The 23,096-nt window shown below is 62.5% G+C and carries 23 protein-coding genes and 1 pseudogene; 16 read left to right on the forward strand and 8 right to left on the reverse strand.

Features of this window, described 5'->3' with window-relative positions:
- The 6 genes from VL202_RS13300 to VL202_RS13325 all read left to right on the forward strand — a co-directional run.
- Positions 1–813, forward strand: an 813-nt coding sequence (locus VL202_RS13300) for an electron transfer flavoprotein subunit alpha/FixB family protein (RefSeq protein ID WP_325464591.1), incomplete at its 5' end; no start/stop codon positions are given.
- A 233-nt stretch (positions 814–1,046) separates the two neighbouring features.
- Positions 1,047–1,919 (forward strand): 3-hydroxybutyryl-CoA dehydrogenase, encoded by an 873-nt coding sequence (locus tag VL202_RS13305; RefSeq protein WP_325464592.1) that lies wholly within the window; start codon positions 1,047–1,049, stop codon positions 1,917–1,919.
- Between the two features lie 218 nt (positions 1,920–2,137).
- Entirely contained in the window at positions 2,138–3,124 is a 987-nt protein-coding gene (gene cysP, locus VL202_RS13310; RefSeq protein WP_325464593.1) for a thiosulfate ABC transporter substrate-binding protein CysP, read from the forward strand.
- A 77-nt stretch (positions 3,125–3,201) separates the two neighbouring features.
- Entirely contained in the window at positions 3,202–4,023 is an 822-nt protein-coding gene (gene cysT, locus VL202_RS13315) for a sulfate ABC transporter permease subunit CysT (RefSeq protein ID WP_325464594.1), read from the forward strand.
- A gap of 1 nt (position 4,024) precedes the next feature.
- Positions 4,025–4,909 carry a sulfate ABC transporter permease subunit CysW gene (gene cysW, locus VL202_RS13320; RefSeq protein WP_325464595.1) on the forward strand — a complete coding sequence of 295 codons (885 nt, stop codon included), beginning with the start codon at positions 4,025–4,027 and terminating at the stop codon, positions 4,907–4,909.
- The gene (locus tag VL202_RS13325) at positions 4,906–5,928 is read left to right on the forward strand and encodes a sulfate/molybdate ABC transporter ATP-binding protein (RefSeq protein WP_325464596.1); all 1,023 of its coding nucleotides are present in this window, start codon (positions 4,906–4,908) and stop codon (positions 5,926–5,928) included. The genes cysW and VL202_RS13325 overlap by 4 nt, the downstream gene beginning before the upstream one ends.
- A 17-nt stretch (positions 5,929–5,945) precedes the next feature.
- Here VL202_RS13325 and tlpA read toward each other — a convergent pair whose 3' ends face one another.
- Positions 5,946–6,617 (reverse strand): thiol:disulfide interchange protein TlpA, encoded by a 672-nt coding sequence (gene tlpA, locus VL202_RS13330; protein WP_325464597.1) that lies wholly within the window; start codon positions 6,615–6,617, stop codon positions 5,946–5,948.
- 41 nt (positions 6,618–6,658) lie between these two features.
- Here tlpA and argH point away from each other — a divergent pair, with 41 nt between their 5' ends.
- The 4 genes from argH to VL202_RS13350 all read left to right on the forward strand — a co-directional run bounded on the left by argH (position 6,659) and on the right by VL202_RS13350 (position 12,407).
- Positions 6,659–8,062, forward strand: coding sequence for an argininosuccinate lyase (argH, locus tag VL202_RS13335; RefSeq protein WP_325464598.1), 1,404 nt, complete (start codon positions 6,659–6,661; stop codon positions 8,060–8,062).
- A gap of 95 nt (positions 8,063–8,157) precedes the next feature.
- Entirely contained in the window at positions 8,158–8,352 is a 195-nt protein-coding gene (gene lptM / locus VL202_RS13340; protein WP_325464599.1) for an LPS translocon maturation chaperone LptM, read from the forward strand.
- Positions 8,353–8,364: 12 nt separating this feature from the next.
- On the forward strand, positions 8,365–9,633 hold the full coding sequence (gene lysA / locus VL202_RS13345; protein WP_325464600.1) for a diaminopimelate decarboxylase: 1,269 nt from the start codon (positions 8,365–8,367) through the stop codon (positions 9,631–9,633).
- 140 nt (positions 9,634–9,773) lie between these two features.
- Entirely contained in the window at positions 9,774–12,407 is a 2,634-nt protein-coding gene (locus VL202_RS13350) for a TIGR02302 family protein (RefSeq protein ID WP_325464601.1), read from the forward strand.
- A 181-nt stretch (positions 12,408–12,588) separates the two neighbouring features.
- On the opposite strand, the gene VL202_RS13355 is transcribed toward VL202_RS13350, so the two are convergent.
- The 3 genes from VL202_RS13355 to VL202_RS13365 all read right to left on the reverse strand — a co-directional run bounded on the left by VL202_RS13355 (position 12,589) and on the right by VL202_RS13365 (position 14,426).
- Complete coding sequence (locus VL202_RS13355) at positions 12,589–12,948, reverse strand: response regulator (RefSeq protein WP_325464602.1); 360 nt, start codon at positions 12,946–12,948, stop codon at positions 12,589–12,591.
- 189 nt (positions 12,949–13,137) lie between these two features.
- On the reverse strand, positions 13,138–13,680 hold the full coding sequence (gene hpt, locus VL202_RS13360) for a hypoxanthine phosphoribosyltransferase (protein WP_325464603.1): 543 nt from the start codon (positions 13,678–13,680) through the stop codon (positions 13,138–13,140).
- A gap of 68 nt (positions 13,681–13,748) precedes the next feature.
- On the reverse strand, positions 13,749–14,426 hold the full coding sequence (locus VL202_RS13365) for a hypothetical protein (protein ID WP_325464604.1): 678 nt from the start codon (positions 14,424–14,426) through the stop codon (positions 13,749–13,751).
- A gap of 275 nt (positions 14,427–14,701) precedes the next feature.
- On the opposite strand from VL202_RS13365, the gene ftsE reads away from it, so the two are divergent.
- From ftsE to VL202_RS13385, 4 genes are all read left to right on the forward strand, one after another.
- Positions 14,702–15,361, forward strand: a complete 660-nt coding sequence (ftsE, locus tag VL202_RS13370) for a cell division ATP-binding protein FtsE (RefSeq protein ID WP_325464605.1) — start codon at positions 14,702–14,704, stop codon at positions 15,359–15,361.
- Positions 15,354–16,364, forward strand: coding sequence for an ABC transporter permease (locus tag VL202_RS13375; protein ID WP_325464606.1), 1,011 nt, complete (start codon positions 15,354–15,356; stop codon positions 16,362–16,364). Before ftsE ends, VL202_RS13375 begins: the two co-directional genes overlap by 8 nt.
- A gap of 91 nt (positions 16,365–16,455) precedes the next feature.
- Entirely contained in the window at positions 16,456–17,133 is a 678-nt protein-coding gene (locus VL202_RS13380) for a YdcF family protein (RefSeq protein WP_414692857.1), read from the forward strand.
- 105 nt (positions 17,134–17,238) lie between these two features.
- Positions 17,239–18,024 (forward strand): 1-acyl-sn-glycerol-3-phosphate acyltransferase, encoded by a 786-nt coding sequence (locus VL202_RS13385; RefSeq protein WP_325464607.1) that lies wholly within the window; start codon positions 17,239–17,241, stop codon positions 18,022–18,024.
- Here the strand turns inward: VL202_RS13385 and VL202_RS13390 are convergent.
- Positions 18,015–18,560, reverse strand: a complete 546-nt coding sequence (locus VL202_RS13390) for a gamma-glutamylcyclotransferase (protein WP_325464608.1) — start codon at positions 18,558–18,560, stop codon at positions 18,015–18,017. The genes VL202_RS13385 and VL202_RS13390 overlap by 10 nt on opposite strands.
- Before the next feature lie 188 nt (positions 18,561–18,748).
- Between VL202_RS13390 and VL202_RS13395 the strand changes: the two genes are divergently transcribed.
- Positions 18,749–19,789, forward strand: a complete 1,041-nt coding sequence (locus VL202_RS13395) for a DUF2125 domain-containing protein (protein ID WP_325464609.1) — start codon at positions 18,749–18,751, stop codon at positions 19,787–19,789.
- An 80-nt stretch (positions 19,790–19,869) separates the two neighbouring features.
- Positions 19,870–20,031: pseudogene (locus VL202_RS25975) on the forward strand (ribbon-helix-helix protein, CopG family); the annotation flags it as partial.
- Positions 20,032–20,176: 145 nt separating this feature from the next.
- Here the strand turns inward: VL202_RS25975 and VL202_RS13405 are convergent.
- The 3 genes from VL202_RS13405 to VL202_RS13415 all read right to left on the reverse strand — a co-directional run bounded on the left by VL202_RS13405 (position 20,177) and on the right by VL202_RS13415 (position 23,087).
- Positions 20,177–21,103, reverse strand: a complete 927-nt coding sequence (locus VL202_RS13405; RefSeq protein ID WP_325464641.1) for a prephenate/arogenate dehydrogenase family protein — start codon at positions 21,101–21,103, stop codon at positions 20,177–20,179.
- A gap of 11 nt (positions 21,104–21,114) precedes the next feature.
- Complete coding sequence (gene hisC / locus VL202_RS13410; protein WP_325464610.1) at positions 21,115–22,221, reverse strand: histidinol-phosphate transaminase; 1,107 nt, start codon at positions 22,219–22,221, stop codon at positions 21,115–21,117.
- 119 nt (positions 22,222–22,340) lie between these two features.
- Complete coding sequence (locus VL202_RS13415) at positions 22,341–23,087, reverse strand: class I SAM-dependent methyltransferase (RefSeq protein WP_325464642.1); 747 nt, start codon at positions 23,085–23,087, stop codon at positions 22,341–22,343.
- Between the last annotated feature and the right edge of the window lie 9 nt (positions 23,088–23,096).

Genomic DNA, 23,096 nt, shown 5'->3' on the forward strand with positions numbered 1-23,096 from the left:
GGCGCCAAGGCCGCCGCTGACGCCGCCGCCAAGCTTTCCGGCGTTTCCAGGGTGCTGCTGGCCGACAGCGACGACCTCGCCAACAACCTCGCCGAGCCGCTCGCAGCCCTGATCGTATCCTTGGCCGGTTCCTACGACACGATCCTGTCGGCCGCCACCTCGACCGGCAAGAACGTGTTGCCGCGGGTGGCCGCCCTGCTCGACGTGGCGCAGATTTCCGAGATCACCGAAGTGATCTCGGCCGATACGTTCAAACGGCCGATCTATGCCGGCAACGCCATCCAGACGGTTCAGTCGAGCGATGCCAAGAAGGTGATCACCGTTCGCACCGCCTCCTTCGCCTCTGCGGCGGAAGGTGGTTCGGCTTCGGTCGAGAGCATCGCGGCGGCAGCAAACCCCGGTCTCTCGACCTTCGTCAAGGATGCGCTGTCCTCGTCGGATCGTCCGGAACTGACCTCGGCGAAGATCATCATCTCCGGCGGCCGGGCGCTGGGCTCCTCGGAAAAATTCCAGGACGTGATCCTGCCGGTCGCCGACAAGCTCGGTGCCGCCGTCGGCGCCAGCCGTGCTGCCGTCGATGCCGGTTATGCGCCGAACGACTGGCAGGTCGGGCAGACCGGCAAGGTGGTCGCACCGCAGCTCTACATCGCGGTCGGCATTTCCGGCGCGATCCAGCATCTGGCCGGCATGAAGGACTCGAAGGTCATCGTCGCCATCAACAAGGACGAGGAAGCCCCGATCTTCCAGGTCGCAGACTACGGCCTCGTCGGCGATCTCTTCGTCATATTGCCGGAGTTGCAGAAGGCCCTCTGAGCCCTCCCCGGCAGGATCCACGAAACGGCCGCGCACAGACGCGGCCGTTTTCATGTTCAGGACATGATTTTTCCGGTCAATGCGATCATCGCAAGTGTGAATAAAGGCTGGAAAATTCGGTGCGTTGTCTTTATCACTGGCATCCGAAGATGTTGCCCTGAGGGGCGACACATGGCCTGTGCCTGACCGGAAGCGCGACCGCCCTTCCGGATTGAAGATGGAAAAACTGCTCGATGATCAAGAATGTCGGAATTGTTGGCGCTGGACAAATGGGCTGCGGCATTGCCCAGGTATCGGCCGCGGCCGGCTACAAGGTGCACATCTACGACATTTCGGCCGACCGGGTCGAAGCCGGGCTTGCCACCATCAACGGCAACATGGCCCGCCAGGTCTCCTCCGGCAAACTGACCGACGAGGAGCGCAAGAAGGCGCTGTCGCTGATCAAGGGCTCCGCCGATGTCAACGACCTCTCGCCGATGGACCTGGTGATCGAGGCGGCGACCGAGGACGAAAGCGTCAAGCGCAAGATCTACGGCCAGGTCTGTCCTGCCCTGAAGGCCGACGCTATTCTCGCCACCAACACATCGTCGCTGTCGATCACCCGGCTTGCCTCCGCCACCGACCGGCCGGAACGCTTCATGGGCATTCACTTCATGAACCCGGTGCCGGTGATGAAGCTGGTTGAACTGGTGCGCGGCATTGCGACGGAAGAAGGCACGTTTTCGACCGCCAAGCAGTTCGTCGCGACGCTGGACAAGACGGTCACCGTCGCCGAGGATTTCCCGGCCTTCATCGTCAACCGCATCCTTTTGCCGATGATCAACGAAGCGATCTATACGCTCTATGAAGGCGTCGGCAGCGTCGATGCGATCGACACGGCAATGAAGCTCGGCGCCAACCATCCGATGGGACCGCTGCAACTCGCTGACTTCATCGGGCTGGACACCTGCCTGTCGATCATGCAGGTGCTGCATGACGGGTTGGCGGACTCGAAATATCGCCCCTGCCCGCTGCTGGTCAAATATGTCGAGGCAGGCTGGCTCGGCCGTAAATCCGGACGCGGCTTCTACGACTATCGCGGCGAAGTGCCGGTCCCGACCCGGTAAGGACCGGCGTTTATATTCGTCTTCTACCATATTGATATCAAAGACTTTCAATGCCGCCGCGTACCACTCGGCAGTGTTCAATTCCTCTTGATCGAAATTTGGCGCAATTTTATTTTCCGCCTGTCCCTGGCCATAAACCCGGATGCCTCGGATTTGCAGCGCCTGCCCTGTAGTTTCCTGGTCACAGATCATGAAACACACCGGGAGTTCACACCTTCATGAAAAACCTTCTGCTGATCGGCGCAGCCGTTTTTGCCCTGAGCGCGCCCTTCTCCGTCCAGGCACAGGAAACCAAGCTGCTGAACGCATCCTACGATGTTTCGCGCGAATTGTTCGCTGCCGAAAACGAAGCCTTCATCAAGCTGCATCCCGGCGTTACGGTGGACCAGTCGCATGCCGGCACCTCCAAGCAGGCCCGCGCGATCGCCGAAGGGCTGGAAGCGGATGTGGTGACGTTCAACCAGGTCACCGACATCGATTTCCTCGCCAAGAACGGTTTCGTCTCGGAAGACTGGCAGAAGGACTTTCCGAACAACGCCTCGCCGTTCTATTCTTTCCCTTCCTTCCTGGTGCGCGCCGGAAACCCGAAGAATATCAAGGACTGGAATGATCTTGTCCGTGATGATGTGAAGGTCATCTTCCCCAACCCGAAGACCTCGGGTAACGCCCGCTACACCTATCTCGCGGCAACCGCCTATGCCAAGGAAGCATTCAAGAACGACGACGCCAAGGTGAAGGAATTCATTGCCAAGATTTTCGACAACGTCCCCGTTTTCGACACCGGCGGCCGCGCAGCCACCACGACCTTCGTCGAGCGCGAGATCGGCGACGTGCTGATCACCTTCGAAGCCGAAACGCGCGGCATTGCCAAGCAATACGGAGAAGACAAGTTCACCAGCATCGTGCCGTCGGTCAGCCTCTTGTCGGAATTCCCGGTCGCGATCGTCGACAAGGTCGTTGACAAGCGCGGCACGCGTGACCTGGCGAAATCCTATCTCGATTTCCTCTACACGCCGGAAGGCCAGAAGGTTGCCGCCGAATTCGGCCACCGGGTCAACGACCCGACGATCGCAGCCGAATTCAAGGACCAGTTCCCGGATATCCGGCTCGTCAACGTGGATGACGTCTTCGGTGGCTGGAAGGCGATTTCCAAGGATCACTTCGCCGAAGGCGCGGTGCTCGACAGCCTTTACGGCAGCCGCTAACAGGGCGTTACAATTGTCATGCTGAATCGGCGGATGCAGGCCATCCGCCGATTTGGCGTTTGCAGAAGGTGTTGAATGTGAGACGGCGCATATTGCCGGGACTGCCGCTTTCCCTGGGGCTGACCCTTGTCTACGTATCGATCATTGTCGTCCTGCCGCTCGGCGCGCTGATCTTCAAGGCAGCGAGCCTGGGACCGGAAGATTACTGGCGCATCGTTTCTTCCGAGCGTGCGGTCGCGAGCTACCGCGTCACCGTTCTCTGTGCCTTGGGCGCGACGCTGTTCAATCTCATCTTCGGCCTGGCGCTCGCCTGGGTTCTGGTGCGCTATCGCTTTCCGGGCCGCCGGTTGCTCGATGCGGTCGTCGATTTGCCGTTCGCGCTGCCGACGGCCGTTGCCGGGATCGCGCTGACGACCCTTTTCGCCAGCAATGGCTGGTTCGGCGGTGCCCTGTCGCAGATCGGCGTCAAGGTTGCCTATACGCCGCTCGGCATCATGATCGCCATGGCGTTCACCAGCCTACCCTTCATCGTGCGAACGGTGCAGCCGGTCCTTGAAGAGTTGGACCCGGCTCTCGAGGAGGCCGGACAGACGCTCGGCGGCGGCGATCTGTCGATCTTTCTGCGCGTCATGCTGCCGCTTCTGGCGCCGGCACTTCTGGCCGGGGTCTCGCTCTCCTTCGCCCGCAGCCTCGGCGAATTCGGCGCCATCATCTTCATCGCCGGCAATCAGCCCTATGAGACGGAGATCACGGCGCTTCTCGCCTTCATTCGGCTCGAGGAATACGATTATCCGGCATCGGCGGCGATCGCCTCGGTCATGCTGCTGGCCGCCTTCCTGATGCTCGCGGTCACCAATCTGCTGCAGGCGCGCGCCCTGCGCTATTCCGAGAGAGGCTGAGATGACGGCACGCAAACCCGGAACCGCGCCACGCGTCGGCGATGCGCCGCTTGTCCGCTACGCATTGATCGGCATCGTCGTCATCGTTGCCTGTCTCATCATCGTCGCGCCGCTTGCCGTCATCGGCATCGAAGCCTTCTCGAAAGGCGTTGCCTTCTTCGGCGCCGCCATTGCCGACGCGGATACGCTGAGCGCCATCGGCCTGACCGCACTGACGGCCCTGATCGCGGTTCCGATCAACACCGCATTCGGCGTCGCCGCCGCCTGGGCGATCACCAAGTTCGACTTCCGGGGTCGCAGGCTGCTGCTGATCGTTATCGAAATTCCGTTCTCCGTGTCGCCAATCGTCGCCGGTGTCGCTTACCTCTTCGTCTACGGCCTGCAGGGCCTGTTCGGGCCGGCGCTGCAATCCGCCGACGTCAAGATCCTGTTTGCTCTTCCGGGCATCGTGCTTGCCAGCATGTTCGTCACCGCGCCCTTCGTTGCCCGAGAGATCATTCCGCTGATGCAGGCGCAAGGGCGGGATCTGGAGGAAGCCGCGACATCGCTCGGTGCAAGCGGCTGGCGAACGTTCTTTTCCGTAACCCTGCCGAATATCAAATGGGCGCTGCTCTACGGCGTGATCCTGTGCAATTCGCGGGTCATGGGCGAGTTCGGCGCGGTTTCCGTCGTCTCCGGCAACATTCGCGGCGAGACCAACACGCTGCCGCTGCATATCGAACTGCTCTATCACGACTACAACGCCGTCGGCGCTTTCGCCGCCGCCTCCATCCTGGCGGTGCTGGCCATCGTCACCCTGATTGCCAAGGTCTTGCTGGAACGCCAGGGCGCGGGCCGCATCAGCCGGCCAGGCCTCGTTTCATCCCCTGCGGAGAGCCCCAAGTGAAAATTCGCCTCGACAATGTGGTCAAGACCTTCAACACCTTCCGCGCCGTGCGCGATGTGTCGCTGGATATCGAGAGCGGCGAACTGGTTGCGCTGCTCGGTCCATCCGGGTCCGGCAAGACCACGATCCTGCGCATGGTGGCCGGTCTCGATTATGTCGACAGCGGCAGCATCCATTTCGGCGCGCAGGATGCCACGGACATTCCGGTGCGCGATCGCGGCGTCGGCTTCGTGTTCCAGCATTACGCGCTCTTCCCACATATGACGCTGGGCGAAAACATCGCCTTCGGCATGAAAGTTTCGAAGACACGCCGGACGCAGCAGCAGATCAAGGCTCGCGTCGAGGAATTGCTGACGCTGGTGCAATTGCAGGGGCTGTCGGGACGGTTCCCGGCCCAGATTTCCGGCGGCCAGCGCCAGCGTGTGGCGCTGGCGCGCGCACTTGCGGTCGATCCGAAGGTGCTGTTGCTCGACGAGCCCTTTGGCGCACTGGATGCCAATGTGCGCCGCGACCTCAGGCGCTGGCTGCGCGAGATCCACAAGACGCTGGGCATCACGACGCTGTTCGTCACCCATGACCAGGAAGAGGCGCTCGACCTCGCTGACCGCGTGGTCATCCTGAATGGGGGCAAGATCGTTCAGAATGGTACGCCGGAAGAAGTGTGCCGCAACCCGGCCAGCGCTTTCGTGATGAAATTCCTTGGCGACACCAACCGGCTGTCGGCAACCATTGCAGACGGCAAGGCGCAGGTTGGGGGAACAACCTTCGACGCACCCGCCCTCGCCGATGGACCAGCGGAAATCCTTTTTCGCCCGCGCGACGTCTCCTGGCAGGCCATTGGCCCGGGCATTCCCGCAAGGATCACCGAGATTATCGACCGGCCGGATTCGCGCCGTGTGCTGGCGACGACCGGAGACGGCGAAACCATCGAATTCGATGCCGCGCCGGAATTTGCCGGCGAAATCGACTCCGACGGTCATATTGGCATCATCCGGCAGCGGATTTACACGATCGAGTAAGACAGCGATCGACGCGTTCAGCGTGCCGGCGTGATCGCCGCCTTGACCAGTGCCTTGGCATCGTCGCTGTCCCAGGCGGCGGGGCCGTTCATCGAGGAGATCAGGCAGCCCTTGTCATCCATCAGGAGGGTGACCGGCAGGCCGAAGGCAAGCCCTTCCCTCTTCAGCGTGTTGAAGACGCCCATCGAGGAATCCCGGTAGAAGCCGAGGTCGTGGACCTTGGTCTCATCAAGGAAAGCCTTGGGCTTTTCGTCGTCGCCGATGTCGATGTTGACGGCGACGACTTCGAACCTGTCGCTGCCGGCCGACTGTTGCAGGGCATTCAGCGCCGGCATCTCCTCGCGGCAGGGCACGCACCATGTCGCCCACAGATTGAGCAGCACGGTTTTGCCGCCAAAATCGGTGAGCGTCAGGTCCTTGCCGTCCTTGCCCTTGAAGTTCAATCCGGCGATCGGGCGCGGCTCGCTGACCGGCGCCATGGCTGCGACCTGGCCTTTCAGGAACGGTGTGATGGCTGCGACCTTGTCTTTTGAGGCCTCGCAGGCCTTCGCATCAGCGGTTTCGACGGCGGCACCATTGCCAGACCCGCTTTCCCTGACGTATACGACTGCCGCACCGGCGATCAGCCCGGCAAGGGCCGCGATCACCACGAATTTGCCAGGGGGAAAGCGCTTCTTCTGGTCTGTCATCTCATTTTCCAAATGGGTCATACTCCAGGGCGGGCATTCTCATGGCTGACGGCACTTCCGAAACCAAAAGCTCCAACCAGATGTGGGGCGGACGCTTCGCTCAGGGACCGGCGGCGATCATGGAGGAGATAAATGCCTCGATCGGCTTCGACAAGAAGCTTTTCGCCCAGGACATCCGCGGCTCAATAGCGCATGCGACCATGCTGGCGCATCAAGGCATCATTTCGACCGATGATAAAGACAAGATCGTTCACGGCCTGACCACGATCCTGTCAGAAATCGAAAGTGGCCAGTTCGAATTCTCCCGCCGCCTCGAAGACATCCATATGAATGTCGAGGCGCGTCTCGCAGTGCTGATCGGCCCGGCGGCCGGACGCCTGCACACCGCCCGCTCCCGCAACGACCAGGTGGCGCTCGATTTCCGCCTCTGGGTCAAGGAAGAGCTGCAGAAGTGCGAGAAGATGCTGACCGATCTGATCGCCGCCTTCCTCGACCGCGCCGAGGAGCATGCGGAAACCGTGATGCCCGGCTTCACGCATCTGCAGACCGCCCAGCCCGTCACCTTCGGCCATCATTGCATGGCCTATGTCGAGATGTTCGGCCGTGACCGCTCGCGCGTGCGCCACGCCATCGAGCACATGGACGAAAGTCCGATCGGCGCGGCGGCACTTGCCGGCACCGGCTTTCCGATCGATCGCCACATGACCGCCAAGGCGCTCGGCTTTGCCGGCCCGACCCGCAACTCGATCGACACGGTGTCGGATCGCGATTTCGCGCTGGAATTCCTGGCTTTGGCCTCGATCTGCGCCGTGCACCTGTCGCGCCTGGCCGAAGAGATCGTCATCTGGTCGACGCCGCAATTCGGTTTCGTCCGGCTGTCGGATGCTTTCTCGACCGGCTCCTCGATCATGCCGCAGAAGAAGAACCCCGATGCCGCCGAACTGGTGCGCGCCAAGACCGGCCGCATCAACGGCTCGCTGATCGCGCTCTTGACCGTCATGAAGGGCCTGCCGCTCGCCTATTCCAAGGACATGCAGGAAGACAAGGAACAGGTGTTCGACAGTGCCGAGAGCCTGGAACTGGCGATTGCCGCCATGACCGGCATGGTGCGCGACATGACCATCCGTGCTGACCGCATGAAGGCCGCCGCCGGCTCCGGCTATTCCACCGCGACCGATCTTGCCGACTGGCTGGTGCGCGAGGCGGGCCTGCCGTTCCGCGATGCCCACCATGTCACCGGCCATGCCGTGGCACTGGCGGAGAAGAAGGGCTGCGAACTATCGGAACTGACGCTCGAGGAACTGCAGGCGCTGAACCCGGCCATCACCGACAAGATCTTCGACGTATTGACCGTCGAAGCCTCCGTCGCCAGCCGCCAGAGCTTTGGCGGCACGGCGCCGAACGAGGTGCGCAAGCAGATCGCCTGGTGGCGCGCACGGAACTGACGACACGATTCGGGGTGCACAGCGCCTTGAAAAGCCGATATGAGTTCTGACGAATTTTGCACGAAGGGCCTGATGGCCCGGACCGGGAACCATCCATGCGCTTACAGAAAACAACTTACGTGCTTGTTGCCCTCACCGTTGCCGGCCTGACACTGTCCGGCTGCGGCCGAAAAGGCGACCTTGATCGTCCGGGTTCGTCCCAGCCGATCAACACCAAGGCGGCACCGGGTGCCGTCGAAACGAAGGATGAAGCGCCGGGCAAGCCCTTTCTCCTCGATCCCCTCCTGTGACAGAGCGCTCCCTTGAACCATTTCGAATATCGCGACGGCATCCTGTTTGCGGAAGACGTCTCCGTCATCGACATCGCCAAGGCGGTCGGCACGCCGTTCTACTGCTACTCCACGGCAACGCTGGAGCGGCACTACAAGGTCTTTTCCCAAGCCTTTTCCGATATCGACGCGATGGTCTGCTATGCGATGAAGGCCAACTCCAACCAGGCGGTGCTGAAGACGCTTGGTCGTCTGGGCGCCGGTGTCGATGTGGTCTCCGGCGGCGAACTGCGCCGCGCGCTGGCGGCCGGCATCCCGGCAAGCCGCATCATGTTCTCCGGCGTCGGCAAGACCGTTGCCGAAATGGACCTGGCGCTGGACGCCGGCATTTACTGCTTCAACGTCGAATCCGAACCGGAACTGGAGATCCTCAACGCCCGCGCCGTGCGCGAAGGCAAGAAGGCGCATGTCTCCTTCCGCATCAATCCCGATGTCGATGCGAAGACCCATGCCAAAATTTCGACCGGCAAGAAAGAAAACAAGTTCGGCATCGCCTACGAGCGCGCCCGCACCGTCTATGCCCATGCGGCCACCCTGCCCGGCATTCAGGTGACCGGCATCGACATGCATATCGGCAGCCAGATCACCGAGCTGCAGCCGTTTGCCGATGCCTTCAAGCTGCTGCGCGAACTGGTCGATACGCTGCGCGCCGATGGTCATACGATCGACCACGTCGATGTCGGCGGCGGTCTCGGTGTGCCCTACAAGCTGGACAACAGCCCCCCACCCCTGCCGGATGCCTATGCTGGGATCGTCAAGGACCAGTTGCGCGAACTCGGCTGCAAGATCGTCATGGAGCCCGGCCGCCTGATCGTCGGCAATGCCGGCATCATGGTGACCGAAGTGATCTATGTGAAGGACGGCGGGTCGAAGACCTTCGTCATCGTCGATGGCGCCATGAACGACCTGATCCGCCCGACGCTCTACGAGGCCTATCACGAGATCCAGCCGGTGCGCATTTCCGCCGCCAACGCGCCGCGCATCAAGGCCGATATCGTCGGCCCGGTCTGCGAGACCGGCGACTACCTGGCGCTCGACCGGGAAATGGCGATGCCGAAGCCCGGCGACCTGATCTCGGTCGGCACGGCCGGCGCCTATGGCGCGGTGCAGGCCGGCACATACAATACCCGCCTGCTGGTTCCGGAAGTCCTCGTTAACGGCGACCGCTTCCATGTGATTCGCCCGCGCCAGACCTATGAAGAGCTGATCGGGCTGGATTCGGTGCCGGATTGGCTGGAATAACAACGCCCCGCCTTCCGCCCTCCGCATTGTTGATAGCGGCGAGCTCGACGGTCGAAATCGATCACGTTTGCGTTGTCGCCCTCGTCTTCGCCACAAAGAGTGCTATCCTTTGCAGCGAGTGAAACGCTGAAAGGAAACGGATGACGGACATCCGGCGCGATGCTTCGAAAGAAGCGGCTGGCTTTGCGGGAAGCCTTGCGATCAAGCGAACGCTTGCCCGTATCGTGCTGCTGACTGAGCGCGCCACGCCGCGCGCGCTGCCGCTGCTGGTCATTGCCCTCCTCTTCGTCTCGGCAGCATGGTTCGGTTTCTTCCGGGTCGCGCCGACGTGGCTGCATATTGCCGCTCTCATTGTGTTCGCCGCCGCCTTTGTCGCCTTCATCGTTCCGCTCCTTCGAGTCCGCGTGCCCGGCATTGCCGAAGCCGACCGCATGCTGGAGGAGCGCAACAACCTGCCACATCAGGCAATCCGCGTGCAGGACGACGAACCCGCCACCAGCGGCGCCTTCGGCCAGGCCCTGTGGCAGGAACATCAGGCGCGGATGGCGCGGCTGATCGGCACGCTGGAGGCCGGCCCGCCTCGCCCGGATATTGCCCGCACCGACCGCCATGGCCTGCGCGCCGTGCCGGTGCTTCTCGCCTGTCTCGCCTTCGCCTATTCCCATTCCAACAAGGCCGGAATGATTTCCGATGCCTTCTATCCGCCGCAGCCCGCGGTCACCACGCCTGACACCCGCATCGATGCCTGGGTGACGCCGCCTGGCTATACCGGCCGGGCGCCGGTCTTCCTGACCGGACGCCAGGGCGCCGAGCCCATAGCCGCCGGCACCGAGCCGCTGCGCATCCCGCAATTCAGCGAATTGACCGTGCGCATCACCAGCGGCGGCGAGGATACGCCGGTTACCTATCTGGAAGACGGCGCGGCCGAGCCGTTGGTGATCGCGGCGCAGGGACGAAAGCCCGACGATGCCGGCAAGACTGCCACGGAAACGGTGGCTGCCGATCCCGCCAAGCCCGGCAGCGACACGCATCTCCTGAAGATCACCAAGGACGGCACGCTTTCCGTCGCCGGTGAAAAATGGGCCTTCACGGTCATTCCCGACAGCGTGCCCGACATTGCCTTCGACGGCCTGCCGCGCACGACCGTGGCTGCAGCGCTGGAAATTGGCTTCTCGGCCAAGGACGATTACGGCATCCAGGATGCATGGGCCGAAATCACCCCGCTCGACAAGCCGGCGGCGGATGCGCGGCCGCTTTATCCCCTCCCGGAATACCGCCTCGACCTGCCCAAGCGCAATGTGCGCGAAGCCAAGGGGCTGACCAGCCGCAATCTCTCGGAACATCCGCTGTCCGGCAAACGCGTGCGCGTCACGCTCGTTGCCAAGGATGCCGCCGGACAGGAAGGCCGCAGCGTGCCGCAGGACATGATCCTGCCGGCCCGCCCCTTCTTCGAGCCCTTGGCGGGCGCCGTCGCCGAGCAGCGACAGGTGTTTTCACTGAATGCCTTGGATCTGCCGCGTGCGATCGAACTCAACGATGCGCTGATGGTGCGCCCGGACGAGACGATCCCCAACCTCACGCATTTCCTGCTGCTGCAATCCGCCCGCGCCCGTATGGCGCTGTCGCGCAATGACGACATGCTGCGCGATGCGGCGAGTTACCTCTGGGAAATCGCGCTCGGCATCGAGGACGGCGACATGGCGCTGGCCGACAAGCAGTTGCGCGACGCCCAGCAGAAGCTTTCGGAAGCGCTGGAGCGCGGCGCCTCCGACGAGGAGATCGCCAAGCTGATGCAGGAACTGCGCGACGCCATGAAGGACTACATGGAGGCGCTGGCCAAACAGGCCGCGAAGAACCCACAAGTTGCCGCCAATCCGAACCAGAACAATGTCCTGCGCCAGCAGGATCTGGAAAAGATGATGAACCAGATCGAGAACCTGGCGAAATCGGGAGCCAAGGATCAGGCGCGCCAGCTGCTGTCGGAAATGCAGCGCATGATGAACAATCTCCAGGCCGGCCGGATGCAGCAGCAACAGCAGCAGGGCCAGGAAAACAGCGAGATGCGCAAGCAGATGGACAAGCTCGGCCAGCTGATGCAGGAGCAGCAGCGGCTGATGGACGAGACGTTCAAATATGATCAAGCCCTGCGTGACCGGATGCAGCGCGGCGATCCGCTCGATGGCGAGGACCAGGAACTGTTCGACCAGGAGATGCCGCAGGAGCCCGGCCAGCAGCGCGACGAGAATGCTGAGCAGAATCCGATGGACAAGATGACGGCCGAGGAACTGAAGCAGGCGCTGAAGGACATGCAGGCGCAGCAGGACGCTCTGGCCAAGCAACTCGGCGACCTGCAGAAAGGTCTGGAAGGCATGGGCATCAAGCCCGGCAAGGGCTTCGGCGAGGCCGGTCGCGAGATGAAGGGCGCCGCCGGCGCGCTCGGCAAGGGCCAGGGCGAACAGGCCGTCGGCAGCCAGGGCCGCGCATTGCAGGCACTCCGCGATGGCGCACAGGACATGATGCAGCAGATGCAGAGCCAGGGACAAGGCCCCGGCCAGGGTCAGGGCGTGCCGCAATACGGCCAGAACGGCCGCGACCCGCTCGGCCGCCGCCAGCAGAACGCCGGCCCGGATTTCGGCGATCAGGTCAAAGTGCCCGACGAGATCGACACCCAACGGGCGCGAGAGATCCTCGACGAAATCCGCAGACGCCTTGGCACGAATACGTCACCGGAGACGGAGCGGCAGTATCTGGAGAGGTTGCTGGATATTCGGTGAGGATTTTGAGGGGACGAGCTTTGCGCCCAATGGCGTATGCCGCACCCAGCCCCCTCTGTCGGCGACGCCGACGTCCCTGACATGAGAGGTGGGAAAAGAATGTTCTCCCCCTTGTGGGGGAGATGTCACGAAGTGACAGAGGGGGTAAGTTTCTGCAAACGCGGATTTATAGGCAATACCCTCAAGCCGCCAGCGCCACGGCAACCGCTTTCCGAATATCCGGCAACGTAAACGGCTTCGACACGACATCGATGACCTTGCCGGTGAGGTTGTCGGCGCGTTCGCGTTGTTCGGCGTAGCCGGTCATCAGCAGGATTTTGAGCGCCGGAAAGGCGTCGGCGGCCTGGAGGGCGAGTTCGATGCCGTCCATGACGGGCATGCGGATATCCGACAAGAGCAAGTCGAACGGTCCATCCTGCAGGCAGGCGAGGCCTTCGGCGCCGTCGGCGGCTTCGACGGTCTGGTGGCCGTCCAGTTGCAGGGCGCGGGCCACGAAGCGGCGCAGGCTATCTTCATCTTCGGTAATCAGGATCTTCGCCATCATGGCCTCCGGTTCGGCAACAACTCCGCCGGGACGATCGCCGTTGAAGGCCCGGTCCGCGACTCACAGCACGCCGCTGCAGGCCCCAAAACACCAGACGATCCTTTGTATTCCGTAAACGCGAATTGCGAGATCAGACGCTGTCCACAGCCCCCCAGCGCCAAACCGTGCCATTCCGGAACAGTGCGATCAGGCGTCGCCTGTGACAACGCCGACAAAGGGCAGTTCGCGGAAGGCATAGGCGACGTCCATGCCGTAGCCGACGACGAAATAATCCGGGCATTCGAAGCCGACATAATCCGCCTCGAGATCGGTCTGGCGCTTGACTTTCTTGTCGAGGAGGACGGCGATGGTCACCGATTTGGCGCCGCGCTCCAGCATCAGCTCCTTGGCGAAAAGCAGGGTGCGGCCGGATTCCAGGATATCGTCGATCAAAAGGACATCGCGTCCATGCACGTCGCTGTCGATATCCTTGATGATCTTGACGCCCTGAGAAACCGTGCCGGTGCCATAGCTCGAGAGAGTGATGAACTCCACTTCCGGCGCAAGACCGACCGTATGCATGGCGCGGATCAGATCGGCAGCGAAGATGAACGAGCCCTTGAGCACCGCGATGACCAAGAGGTCGTCCAGCGGCCCCTTGGCGATCTCCTGCGCCATGGCGATGTTTCGCGTCGAGATGACTTCGGCGGTATAGAGCGGATCGATATTTTTTCCACGAACGACGGGCATACGGATGTCTCCACGAATTTCAGGGGAGACTGCATTTGATGCCTCCGGAACCTAGCCGCTTAGCACAGTCAGGGCGTCGAATCACCCGTTCCGCCGAAGGAAACGGCCACCTCGGGCAGTTTTCCACCTGTGTGTAGGAGGCGCGTGGAAAACGGACGGCTTTCGCCCGGAGCCAGAACCGACACTCCGGATTCGATTCGGCTGGCGGTCTTGCGGTGACCGTTGGCGATGACATCGACGAGGATCGTCGGCACGGCCTTCGGTACATCAGTGTTGTTTTCCACAGCACCGAAGACGGAGAGGATCTTCATGCCATTGGCATCGTTCAGCGCCGTGGTGACACTGTTGATCGACAGCGCCGGCGACGAGGCGACCGCGGGCTGCGGCTGGGGCATTCCGAGCGCCAGCAGGAAAACCGGCGCGCACAGGCAGGTGACCAGCACCGCAAAGGCCTTGGGAGACGCCACCTGCAGCCTGCGCTCGAAGCGGCTGAGAGCGCGGGAGAAGAAACCATCCTGGGACACGGCAACCGCCGTCGGACGAACGTCCAGACGTGGCCCTGCCCGGCTGTTGTCGTTGAAGATCGGATAAGGTCCGCGCCGGTTGTTGACCGTGACTGTCTCGAACTCCGCGTCGATGATCTCGACGGCGCGGGTCCTGGATGCGGCGGGAGCTGTGCGTGCCGGGCGATCCGGCGGCAGGAAATCCATCTGGCGGGCGGCACCGCGGGACCGGGAAGCGTTCATGGTCTCTCCTCTCGCGGCCATATCGACCGCGCCAGAATGCCCGTGAGCCTCGCAGGCTAGATTCGGGCATTGAAACAAACCTTTCCCAGACGTAAACCTAAATGGTTAATGCTTCGAAAATGACGCTCGCGGACCGGCGTGTTTTCATGGAAAATTAACCACTGTTTAACCATGTTGACGCTGTAACAGCGGTGCTGCGTTGCGTCGCGCGGCACGGCCATCAGCCCGCCGCGGACGCGTGGCAGGCATGCCTGACGAGAAGCTGGACTTAACCGTTGATTCATTTTGAAAATGTCGGATTGCGCTATGGAATGGGTCCGGAAATCCTCCGGGACCTGACCTTCGACATTCCCAAGAAATCGTTCCAGTTCCTGACCGGCCCATCGGGCGCCGGCAAGACGACTCTGCTCAGGCTGCTGTTCCTGTCGCTGCAGCCGACGCGCGGCCTGATCCGCATGTTCGACCGCAACATCTCGACCATTCCGCGCGACGAATTCCCGATGCTGCGCCGCCGGGTCGGCATCGTCTTCCAGGATTTTCGCCTGCTCGATCACCTGACCACCTACGAGAATGTCGCCCTGCCGCTGCGCGTGCGCGGCAAGGACGAAACCTCCTATCGCGCCGACGTTCTCGAACTGCTGGGCTGGGTGGGGCTCGGCGAGCGCATCAACGTGCTGCCGCCGGTGCTGTCAGGGGGCGAGAAGCAGCGTGCCGCGATTGCCCGCGCGCTCATCGACCGGCCCGAAATCCTGCTCGCCGACGAGCCGACCGGCAATGTCGATCCGCCGATGGCGCGCCGGCTTCTCAATCTCTTTTTGGAATTGAACCGGCTCGGCACCGCCGTCGTCATCGCCACCCACGACCTGTCGCTGATGGATCAGGTCGAGGCGCGGCGGATGATCCTTTCGCAGGGGCGGCTCGACATCTATGAGTGAGGCCCGCGTCACCGATCGCTCGCAGCCACCAGCGCCGACGGAGCGCAAGGCTTCGTTGCGCGTACGCCCGACCGCACCGATCGTGCCGCCCGCCAATGTCTCCGGCAATGCCCTGATGCTGGTCATCGCCATCATGGCCTTCCTCGCCTGCCTGACGCTCGGCGCGGTCAGCATGGTGCGCGCGACGGCGCAGAGCTGGCAGAGCCAGATCTCCCGCGAGATCACCATCCAGATCAAGCCCGACGAAAAGCTCGACATGGAAAAGGCGCTCGCCGACGCCCGCGACCTGGCGCTGACCTTCGACGGCACCACGAACGGCACCATCGTCGACAAGGCTGCAACGTCCCGTCTGTTGGAGCCGTGGCTCGGCGAAGGTCTCGATATCGACGACCTGCCCGTTCCGCGTCTCGTCATCATCACGATCGACGAGCAGAACCCGCCGGATTTCACCGCCATGCGCAAGGCGCTGACGGACGCCATCCCGCAGGCCTATCTCGACGACCACCGCACCTGGGTCGATCGGCTGGTGGCCATGGCGCACACGACGGCGCTGATCGGCACCGGCGTGCTTGTCCTCGTCTTTTCGGCAATGGTACTGACCGTGATCTTCGCCACCCGCGGCACGCTGTCGGGCAATCGCCATATCGTCGAGGTGCTGCATTTCGTCGGCGCCGAGGCGGGTTTCGTCGCCTCCGAATTCCAGAAGCATTTCCTGAAAATCAGCCTCAAGGGCGCGGGCGCCGGCGGCATTCTGGCCGCGCTCTGCTTCGCCGTGGCGAGCTTCTGGCAGTCGCGCTCGCTGGCGACGCCGGAGAGCGACCAGACAACGGCGATGTTCGGAAGTTTCACCATCGGCTATACCGGCTATCTCGGGATTGCCGCCATCATGGTCGTCATCGCGCTCCTGACCACGCTGACGGCACGTTTCACGGTCATGCGGACGATCTACGAGATCGACTTGATCCGCTCGGATCCGGCCCGCATCGACGGCAACCAGAGCTGACGGCCATGATTGCTTTGCCTTGCACCCACCCCTTGCCGCAATCTGACTCTATCCAGGAATCAGTTTGGCTGGCAAAGCATCCGGAGCAGGAATGACCGAAAGCAGCGACATGCGGCAGCGGGGCACCCGGACGCGAAGGCATATCAGCTTTCGCCGCCGGCTGGTGCGGCTGACCTTCTATGTCCTGCTTCTCGTTACAGGATGCGCAGCAGCCGGCTTCCTCTATTTCGCCGACACGGTCGCCTCGCTGCAGCCGCCCGCCAATCCCAAGGCCGACGCCATCGTCGTCCTGACCGGCGGCTTTCAACGGATCGACCAAGCCGTCGACCTGTTGAAGACCGGCGCCGGCAAGCGCCTGCTGATTTCCGGCGTGCACCCGTCGACCACCCGCGGCCAGATCCGCCGCAACACCCAGAGTTCGGCCGACCTTTTCAAATGCTGCGTCGATATCGGTTACGACGCGATCGACACGATCGGCAATGCCAACGAAACCGCCAGCTGGATCCGCGACAACGGATATCGCAGCATCCTCGTCGTCACCAACAATTACCACATGCCGCGCAGCCTGCTGGAACTGCGCCGCGCCAATCAGGGTATCGATTTTATCGCCTATCCCGTCGTCAACTCGGACCTGAAGAGCACCAACTGGCTGCGCAATCCGATGGTGCTGAAGACCATCCTGTCGGAATATCTGAAGCTGACGATCGCGACCTTGCGCGACGCACTGGGCGCGCATACCGCAAGCGGGCTCAGAAACGAGAAGAACTGAACCCTTTCCTTGGGGCGGCCGACCGCAATCTTTGCCGCCAGACTGTTTTCCTTTGGAATATTCGTGTAGGGCACGGATGACCTGTTTCGTTGCGAAAGCCCGCCGATGATCATCCTGCGTTCCGTGCTGTTCAACATCGTGTTCTACATCAATCTGATCCTTCAGATGATCGTGATGACGCCGTTCTATTTTCTCGCTCCCCGCAAGACATCATGGTTCGTTCCGAAGAACTGGGCGCGCAGCAATCACTGGCTGTTCAGGGTGATCGTCGGCACGACGTTCGAGATCGAGGGGCTGGAGAACATCCCGAAGGGCGGCTACATCTTCGCGCCGAAGCACCAGTCGTTCTGGGATGTCTATGCGCTGCTGCCCTGGCTGTCCGATCCCTTCTTCATCCTCAAGCGCGAACTCGTCTGGATCCCGCTGTTCGGCTGGTATGTGCAGAAGCAACGCATGGTGCCCGTCGATCGCGGCGCTCGCGGCAAGGTCATGGCGGCCGTCATGGAGCGGACCAAGCAGGAAATGGCGACCGGCCGGCAGTTGATCATCTATCCCGAGGGCACCCGCCGGCCGGCCGGCGCACCGCCCGACTACAAATACGGTATCGCCCGGCTTTACCGCGATCTCGCCACGCCGGTAGTGCCGGTGGTGATGCATCCCGGCCTGTTCTGGCCGCGCCGCAAGTTCCTACGCTATCCCGGTCATTTCAAGGTGCAGATCCTGCCGCCCATCGGCCCCGGGCTCGATCCCGACGTCTTCCTGAAAACGCTGGTCGGGGTGATGGAAAGCGCCAGCGATGCGCTGCTGGTGGAAACGGTGAAGAACAACCCGCACCTGCCGCTGCCGCCGACAGCCATAACACGGCTGAAGGAACTGGGTGTTCAGGCCTGAGGGTCAGCGGGTCCGATCTTCGCAACGACCGCTTCCAGCCAGGGATCGCGGATGCCCATCTCCTTCAGATGGGCGACGGTGTTGACGACGTAATCCGTGTTGGCGCCCGATTTGCCATGGGAAACCAAGACTGTCGCCGCGGCTTCCTCCGGGCTCAACAGGCCGGCATATTGCGCATGGGCACGGTCGATGATGTAGGCGAGCGCCGACACGCGGCGGCCGTCAGCGAGCACGACCGGCATGGTTCGTTCCCTGTAGACCTGCGTCACCAATTCGCGTTCGCGCAGGTAATCGACGACGGCATTCTTGTTACGGGTTGCCACCTTGAACGCCATGCCGCGGCATGAGCCGCCACGATCGAGACCGAGCACGAGACCCGGCCGTTCCTGCGTTCCACGATGCACCCAGGAGCGGACGCAGAGCGAGCGCCGGTAGCCAAAAGTCCTTGCCATCATCTTGTCTTCGAAGGCAAAGCCGGGATTCCACATCAGCGAACCGTAGCCAAAGACCCAAAAATCGTCCATATCCACTGCCATTCACATCCCGCCATCCATGCGCCGCAAATGAGGGGCATGTGGAGCGGCTCATTCGCACTCTTGAGCTTTCTAGCGCAGAAGCCCCGGAATCGGAATCGAATTCCTGACGGCCGACTGCCGGATCGCCCTGATTTTAAGACCCAGTCCTGGTGCCGCAGCGTCAGAGACGATGACCGCTGGAGCATTTCATGACGGCCACGGAACTTGCCGCCCCCACGACCGGAGCCCGGAAGATCAGGCGGCTGGGCATCGGCATTCTCCTGTTCATCCTGCTCTATACGGGCCTCTGGTTCTTTGCCGCCAACCGGATCGAAAGCCGGCTGGCTTCTTATCTCGCCCAGGACAACGCCGGCAGCACGGCCGAATGCGTCGACATGGATATCCGTGGTTTCCCTTTCCGTATCGGCCTGTTCTGTGACACCGTTCGCCTTGACGACACGGTTCGGGGAGCATCGGCGACGTTCGGTGCACTGCGCTCGGCCGCCCAGGTCTACCGGCCGGGCCATGCCGTCATCGAACTCGACGGGCCGGCGGAAGTGCGCTTCTCGCCCGGCATTTCGTTTTCAGCCGATTGGGATCTGCTGCATGCCAGCGTAGAGGCGACACTGTCCAGCCTCGATCGCACCTCGATCACCTATGACAAACTGAGCGGAACCGCTGTCTTTCCAGCACTGGAAGAGGACGCGTTCCCCGGCGAAACCCACAAGCTGGCCTTCGCTGCCCAGCACGGCGAGATACATCTGCGCCAGAATGGCGACGATCTCGACGCAGCCTTCAGCATCGACGGGTTCGATGGAAAGATCGACGGCGGCCCGAGCCTGTTGCCGCCGGTCAACGGCACCGCCGACCTGACGCTCGTCGGCCGCGCCGCCCTGATGAATGCCGGCGGCCTGCAGTCCGGCGCCCTGCATGGAGCCAAGGGCGAGATGCGCGCCCTGACGCTCGATCTCGGCAACGGCATGGTCACCACCGCCTCCGGCCCGTTCAGCATCGACGATCAGGGCCTGATCTCCGGCGAGTTCAGCGTCACCATGAAGAATATCGAGGGCTGGCGCCAGAACCTCGTCAAGGTTTTCGCCGACAAGGACGGCACCGTCATGATCAACAACATCGCCAACATGCTGACTGCCCTTGCGGACGGCAAGAACGAGGCGACGGTGAAGCTCAACGTCCGCGACGGGATCGCATTTCTGGCGTTTTTTCCGATCGGGGAACTGCCGGCGATTTGAGGGACATCAGCAGGAGCCCTCATCGAACCCTGACGAACATATTTAGTTCACGAACAATCACAGGGAACCACGCAGGTCTGATCATGGCTGCATTCACGGTTCGCGTTACAGATGACATCGCAACCAAGCTCGACCAACTGGTCGAAAAACTTGACCGCTCCCGCTCATCCATGGCCGTGCGGGCATACATGGCCATGCGGGCCATCAAGGACCATGCGTCGCGCGAAGGATGGCAGAGGGCCGCATCCCTGGCACCCGTGAACTGGTGCTGCCCGATATTTCCGACATCGTGCCTTATCGAGTGGGGTCAACCATCGACATCCTGACCGTCATGCATCCGCGCATAAGTGGCCGATGAAGCTCTGAAGCCCAAGTGAGCCCAACCGCCTATTTCTGATCCATCGCATGCCGCCCGAAATCGGCCATGTCGGTGTCCTGGCCGGCCTGGACGATCGAGCGGCGAATAGTGCGGGTGCGGGTGAAGAGGTCGAACAGCTTGTCGCCGTCGCCCCAGCGGATCGCCCGCTGCAGATAGGCAAGATCTTCCGAGAACCGCGACAGCATTTCTAGGATCGCGTCCTTGTTGTGCAGGCAGACATCGCGCCACATGGTCGGATCGGAGGCCGCGAGACGGGTGAAATCGCGGAACCCGGAGGCGGAATATTTAATGACTTCGGATTCTGTCACGGCTTCGAGATCGTCGGCGGTGCCGACGATATTGTAGGCGATAATGTGCGGCAGGTGGGAGACGATCGCCAGCACCTTGTCGTGATGCTCGGGATCCATGTCGTCGACCATCGAGCCGAGCGCTTCCCAGAAGGTGCGCAGCCTGGACTTGGCCGTCTCGTCGGTCTCCGGCAGAGGCGTCAGGATGCACCAGCGGCCCTTGAACAGGCCTATGAAGCCCGCGTCCGGTCCGGAATATTCCGTACCCGCGATCGGATGGCCGGGGATGAAATGAACGCCTTCCGGCATATGCGGCTTCATCTGGGCGATGACCGAACCCTTGGTCGAGCCGACATCGGTGACGATAGCGCCCGGCTTCAAATTGGCAGCGATTTCGGCCGCAACCGCGCCGGATGCGCCGACCGGAACCGAGACGATCACCAGATCGGCTTGCCTGACGGCCTCGGCCGCCGATGTCACGTAGCGGTCGCCGAGGTTCAGTTCCTGCGCCCGCTTCAGCGTCGCTTCGCTGCGCGTCGAGATTGTCACGGAGCCGGCGAGGCCCTTGTCCTTGATCTCGCGTGCGATCGAGGAGCCGATCAGGCCGATACCGATCAGCGCGATGGTCTCGAACTGCTTTGCCATCACGCCACCTGACATCAAGATTGCCCCATGAACTCGGTGAGCGCGGCGATGACGCCCTCATTGGCTTCGGCCGAGCCGATGGTCATGCGCAACGCATTCGGCAGGCCATACCCCCGCACGGCCCGCAGGATATAGCCGCGGCTCGTCAGGAACTCGTCGGCATCCGGCGCCCGCTTGCCATCGATATCGGGGAAATGGATCAGCACGAAATTGGCAACCGACGGCGTGACGCGCAGGCCAACCGACGACAGGGCGCCCGTGACCTTGCCGAGCCAGGTCAGGTTGTGCTCGACGGCGGCAGCGGCAAAGGCCTGATCGCGGATCGCGGCGGCGCCGGCGGCTATCGCCGGTGCGTTCATGTTGAACGGACCACGCACGCGGTTCAGCGCGTCGATGATGGCGAGCGGCGCATACATCCAGCCGATCCGAAGCGCCGCAAGGCCGTGGATCTTCGAGAAGGTCCGGGTCATCACGACATTCTGGTTGGACGACACAAGTTCAAGACCCGCCTCGTAATCGTTGCGCCGGACATATTCCGCATAGGCCGCATCAAGGACCAGGATGACATTCTTCGGCAGGCCGGCCTGCAGGCGGCGGACTTCATCGACGGGAACATAAGTGCCGGTCGGATTGCCGGGATTGGCGAGGAAGACCATCTTGGTCTTCGGCGTCACGGCCTCAAGAATGGCGTCGACCGTCACATGGCAATCGGCTTCCGGCACGGTGACCGGCGTAGCGCCGGCGCCCATGATCTGGATCTTGTAGACGAGGAAGCCGTGCTCGGTGATGATCGCCTCGTCGCCTGGCGCGAGATAGACATGGCACAGCAGCCCCAGAAGCTCGTCGGAGCCGTTGCCGCACATCAGGTTGGCCGTGTTCAGACCGAAAACCGCGGCGATCGCCTCGCGCAGTTCGATTGCCTGGCCATCCGGATAGATTTCCAGCTTGGAAGCCGCCTTCTGGAACGCCTCGATAGCCTTCGGGCTCGGCCCCATCGGCGTCTCGTTGGACGAGAGCTTGTAGACCTTGGCGACACCCGGCGCATGCTCCTTGCCCGGCACGTAAGCTGCAATATCGAGGATACCGGGGCGTGGCGTGGGGTTTTGGAGATCTGCGCTCATGGGATCAGCTTTCGACGGCGGGAAAATGACGTCCTGCCAATAAAGGGGATGGCGGATTTTGTCGAGTGAGCATCGCCTCTTTGCTCTCGCGTGTGGCTTCACCCCTCAGCCGGCAGTGATTACCGCCCCAGATCACGCGTCGTCGGCACGCCCTGTGGTGCCAGCACCGGAACGAAAACGCGGCGGGAGGCGCGAGCGGCGACGGGCAGGCCCTGGTAGAGCCGCTTCTGCGCCTCGACGATGATGACACCGGAAAACATCGGCCAGAGCGAGCGGCCGACCCGCTCGAAGGCGCGGCGCATCTTCAGGACCATTTTCAGCTTCGAGGGCGGAAAAAACAGCGCGTCGGCCGATGCGCCGGGCGTGAAGTTGGTTTCGCGCAAAAGCGCGGTCAACTGCCCGCGCGAATAAGGCCGGCCGGATCCGAACGGCGTGTGTTCCATGCGCGCCCAGACGCCACGCCTGTTCGGCACCACAATGACAAGCCGGCCGCCGGGCGCCAGCACCCGCCAGAGTTCCTTCATCGTCTCGCGCGGATTTTCGGCAAATTCCAGCGAATGGACCATCAGCACCCGGTCGACCGACGAATCGGGCAGCGGCAGTTCCTCGTCGAAGATCAGCGCGGTGGAAGAGAGTTCCGCCACCGGCCAGTTCACCGCCCCCTGCCCTGCCGGCATGAAGGCGAAGGTGCGCTCGGTATCGGCCCGGAAACGATCGAGATAGGGCACGGCATAACCGAGACCCACCAGCCGCTCTTCCGGCAGCCGCGCCCAGAGTGACGACAGCGCCATGCTGATCGACTGTTCGGCAAAGCGCCCAAGGCGGGAATGATAGAACTGGCGGAGGTCGACGATATCTGCGTGCATACCCATCAT

The sequence above is a fragment of the Pararhizobium sp. genome, assembly GCF_035497515.1.
GTDB lineage: Bacteria > Pseudomonadota > Alphaproteobacteria > Rhizobiales > Rhizobiaceae > Pararhizobium.